At 43.6% G+C, this 4,228-nt stretch carries 3 protein-coding genes; all 3 read left to right on the forward strand.

All coding sequences use genetic code 11. From position 1 onward, the window contains the following. The first annotated feature begins 453 nt into the window (after nucleotides 1-453). The 3 genes from ACSVHP_RS22770 (at nucleotide 454) to ACSVHP_RS22780 (ending at nucleotide 4,116) form a co-directional block, all read left to right on the forward strand. Nucleotides 454-1,314 carry a RepB family plasmid replication initiator protein gene (locus tag ACSVHP_RS22770; protein ID WP_103181188.1) on the forward strand — a complete coding sequence of 287 codons (861 nt, stop codon included), beginning with the start codon at nucleotides 454-456 and terminating at the stop codon, nucleotides 1,312-1,314. A gap of 664 nt (nucleotides 1,315-1,978) precedes the next feature. Then, complete coding sequence (sopA, locus tag ACSVHP_RS22775) at nucleotides 1,979-3,145, forward strand: plasmid-partitioning protein SopA (RefSeq protein ID WP_103181187.1); 1,167 nt, start codon at nucleotides 1,979-1,981, stop codon at nucleotides 3,143-3,145. Beyond that, nucleotides 3,145-4,116: a ParB/RepB/Spo0J family plasmid partition protein gene (locus ACSVHP_RS22780; protein ID WP_103181186.1), complete on the forward strand. Its 972-nt coding sequence runs from the start codon at nucleotides 3,145-3,147 to the stop codon at nucleotides 4,114-4,116. Before sopA ends, ACSVHP_RS22780 begins: the two co-directional genes overlap by 1 nt. Nucleotides 4,117-4,228 lie beyond the last annotated feature (112 nt).

The following is a 4,228-nucleotide window of genomic DNA, read 5'->3' on the forward strand; positions in this document are numbered from 1 at the left end:
AGTCATCGGGCATTATCTGAACATAAAACACTATCAATAAGTTGGAGTCATTACCGCCTGTCTGTTAAGTTAAAACTTTCAGTGGCATTATGCTATTTGGGCACTATCCCTTTTCATCCTCTCGGATCTCAAAAAGTTATCAACATATACACCGGTTAGATCCTATAACACGATCCTATTGAAGATCCTAAATGGATCCTTATAGTCCCAAACAGATCCCCGATCGCTGCAAGCCACGTCAGACAAGGCATTCAGAGGATTTGGGTGTGTCGTATTATGCAATAAGTGTGTCGCAACATGTAATTGGTGTGTCATGCCATGAGCAAAGTGGGTGACATCATGCTCTTGGTGTGTCATAACATGCAAAATGGTGTGTCGCATCATGTCAAATAACGAACTATCCACCTTTTGTGGATAACCTCGAATGGATTCTAACCACAGTGGTGTAACTATATGACTGATAACAATTTTATACCCTCCCAAATTACAAATGAAGGAGAGGTACACCAATTAACAGTCACAAACAATTCATCAGTTCAGCCAGCGATTTTACTGCGTCTGGGTGTCTTTGTTCCTGCCAGTCGTGCAATTCCTAAGGGGCAGAAGTCCGGTATAGATGTTTCTTCGTCGTTCTCCCAGCTTGAGTTCGCCCGTAAGGAAGGTTATGACGAAGTCAGGATCTTTGGTGAGCGACTGAACATATCAACGGACTTCAGCGTCTGGATGGGCATTATTGGTGCCTTCAGTAAATACGGCTTGAAATCAAATACCATCGAGCTGCCTTTCACTGAGTTCGCCGCGTTGTGCCAGTATGATTCTCGCCAGTTTAACAAACGTCTGCGTGACACCATTTTTGATGCTCTTACCCGGATTGGTACCAAGACTGTTCAATTCAACAGTAAGAAAACTGGAGATAAATTTTTTACTCAGCTCCTTAAGAGCGGTAAGTATACGAGAGAGTCCGATACAATCACGCTCCAGGCCGATGAGCGCCTCCATGAACTGTACCAGATTGACTACAACATCCTACTGCGCAAGCGTCCCTACCATATGCTCAAAGGTAAAGAAGTTGCTCAGACACTCTATACCTACATAGCAAGTCTGCCCGATAACCCTGCCCCAATTAGATTTGATCGCATCATTGAGCGATTGAATTTGACCTCTCCAGTAAAGGAGCAGAACCGGCTGATCAAGGCTGCTTTGAAGCAACTACAAGTCATTGGCTACATTGAGTATTCCATTATTAAAGATGGTCGAACTCTAACTGTGTTGATTCATAAGCGAAATAAAAAACTCAAAGAAATGGGGTCATAGAAGGTGGGTCACATTATGCAGGCGATCCAGTAATGGTGGGTCGTATCATGATTTTAGGTGTGTCATAACATGTTATCGTGGCACACTAGTATTCATGCCTGTTTTGTTAGGTTGATTTTTGTACCAATCCAAATGGACCCGCATGCTGTGACACACCTTTAGCATATCGCTGCCCACTTTTTCATGTTTATACCCAACATTTTTAAGATCCTCCGATGATCGTTTTTCTAAGCATGTTGCGACACACTTTATGCATGCTATGACCCACCTTTATCATTCAGGCTATTAAGAAGGTTATTCCCAATAAGTGCGGGTGATGCATTTATGAAAATTACATTTTGTAGAGGTCATGAGTACTGTTTTCAGCCGCCCTGCCCTCATGTATACAGTGTTTCGTCTGCATCAAGGAGGAAAGGGCCGCTCGGTATACGAAAAAGATACCCTACCATTTTGAATGGTTTGCAGTTAATTGTTGTCCAGTAATTTCAAACTTTCAAACTTTCAAACTTTCTTATGAGTTGAAGGATTCTGTTTAAAAAGTTATCAACTTTGCAAGATTTGATGCACTTTGCATTTTTTTAGTGGTTTTGCATATTTTTGGTTGCTTTGCTTGTTTTATCAAGATTTAATATAATTATGCAAAGTTGATTTGAAGGGGTTTCAAATGGGATTAATGGATACGCTTAACCAGTGCATTGCAGCAGGACATGAGATGACGAAAGCCATCGCAATTGCTCAATTTAATGATGATAGCCCTGAAGCAAGAAAAATAACCCGTCGGTGGCGAGTTGGTGAGGCAGCTGACCTGATCGGTGTTTCATCCCAGGCTATTCGTGACGCTGAAAAAGCAGGACGATTGCCGCATCCAGATATGGAATTACGAGGACGCGTTGAACAGCGCGTTGGCTATACCATTGAGCAAATAAACCACATGCGAGATGTGTTTAGTACCCGCCTCCGTCGCCCAGATGAAAGCTTACCTCCGGTAATCGGTGTTGCAGCTCATAAAGGTGGAGTTTATAAAACTTCTGTCTCCGTTCATCTTGCTCAGGATCTGGCTTTAAAAGGACTTCGCGTACTGTTAGTCGAAGGCAACGATCCGCAAGGGACGGCCTCGATGTATCACGGTTGGGTTCCTGATTTACATATTCATTCTGAAGATACTCTCCTCCCCTTCTATCTCGGTGAACGAGATGATGCTTCATATGCGGTAAAACCAACTTGCTGGCCTGGCCTTGATATCATCCCTTCTTGTCTGGCCTTACATCGTATTGAAACTGAGTTGATGGGACGTTTCGACGAAGGAAAGCTGCCGACAGAACCTCACATGATGCTAAGGCTGGCCATTGAAACGGTAGCCCATGATTACGATGTTGTTGTTATCGATAGTGCTCCTAATCTTGGTATCGGCACAATCAACGTTGTATGTGCTGCTGACGTGTTATTAGTCCCTACCCCCGCTGAGCTCTTTGACTATACCTCTGCATTGCAATTTTTCGATATGCTCCGGGATTTGCTGAAGAATGTAGATCTACAAGGCTTTGAACCAGATGTCAGAATCTTGCTTACTAAATATAACAATAATAATGGTTCCCAGTCGCCTTGGATGGAAGAGCAAATCAGGGATGCATGGGGAAGCATGGTTCTTAAAAACGTGGTACGCGAAACGGATGAAGTAGGTAAAGGCCAAATTCGAATGCGAACAGTATTTGAACAAGCAATTGATCAGCGTTCTTCTACTGGAGCATGGAGGAATGCGCTCGCAATTTGGGAGCCGGTTTGTAATGAAATTTTCGACCGTCTCATTAAACCTCGTTGGGAAATCCGCTAATGAAACGAGCACCTATCATCCCTAAATCTATTCCTTCAGTCGTTCCTGTAACTACTGTATCGGCCCCTGCAGCTCCTATGGTAGACACACTAATTGCTCGAGTAGGCGCTATGGCAAAGGGTAATACTATTACCCTTCCCGTGTGTGGACGAGAAGTAAAATTTATTCTTGAGACCATACCCGGTGCAGATGTCGCCAGCTCAACTAAGGTCTGGGCTGGTAATGAACGTGATCAAGCTTTTCTAATAGAAGAGGCTTTGGACGATCTCATACCATCGTTCTTGCTTACCGGCCAACAAAATCCGGCGTTTGGGCGTAAGGTCGACGGTCATATTGAAGTTGCCGATGGTAGTCGCCGTCGCATGACTGCCATCTTTACATCAACTGAGTATCGCATACTCGTTGGTGCCCTTGATGACGAACAGATGGATGCTTTATGCAAACTTGGAAATGATTACAGACCGACAAGTGCTTATGAAAGAGGTACGCGTTATTCTCAACGTTTAGAAAAAGAATTTAACGGAAATATCTCTGCCTTGGCCGATGCTGAAAACATCTCAAGGAAAGTCATAACCAGATGTATCAATACTTCTAGGCTACCAAGAGATGTGATCGCCCTCTTCTCTCATCCAGGCGAGCTTTCCGCAAGGGCTGGCGAAAGTTTACAGAAAATCTTTTCTGAGAACGAAGCTCGTTTACTCGATGGGGCTTTTGAGCTATCAGAGAAGAGAAAAGCAGGTGTAGTACTTGAGGCTGATGAAATAATTCAATTTCTTACTGCCTTGCTTAAAGATTCCAGCAAGAAAGTAAATCAGGCCCCAGAAAAGCGTGAGTTCATTCCTGGAGCAACAGCGCGTTATAAAGGAAATAAAGTGATTATCAGCCTGGATCGTTCCAAACTTTCCGAGGAAGATATTGGGAAGTTTGAAGAAATGCTTGAGCTTTTAGCTACGAAGAAAAACAAGCATTAATTCGGTAGTTATCTTCCTGCTTTACCTTCTTCAAGACCATGGTTCAAATTCCTAATATGGGACCGTGGTCCCAACCCCTTAACTGGGACCGTGGTCCCAACCCCTTAACTGG

The organism is Enterobacter sp. 186315 (genome assembly GCF_053290175.1).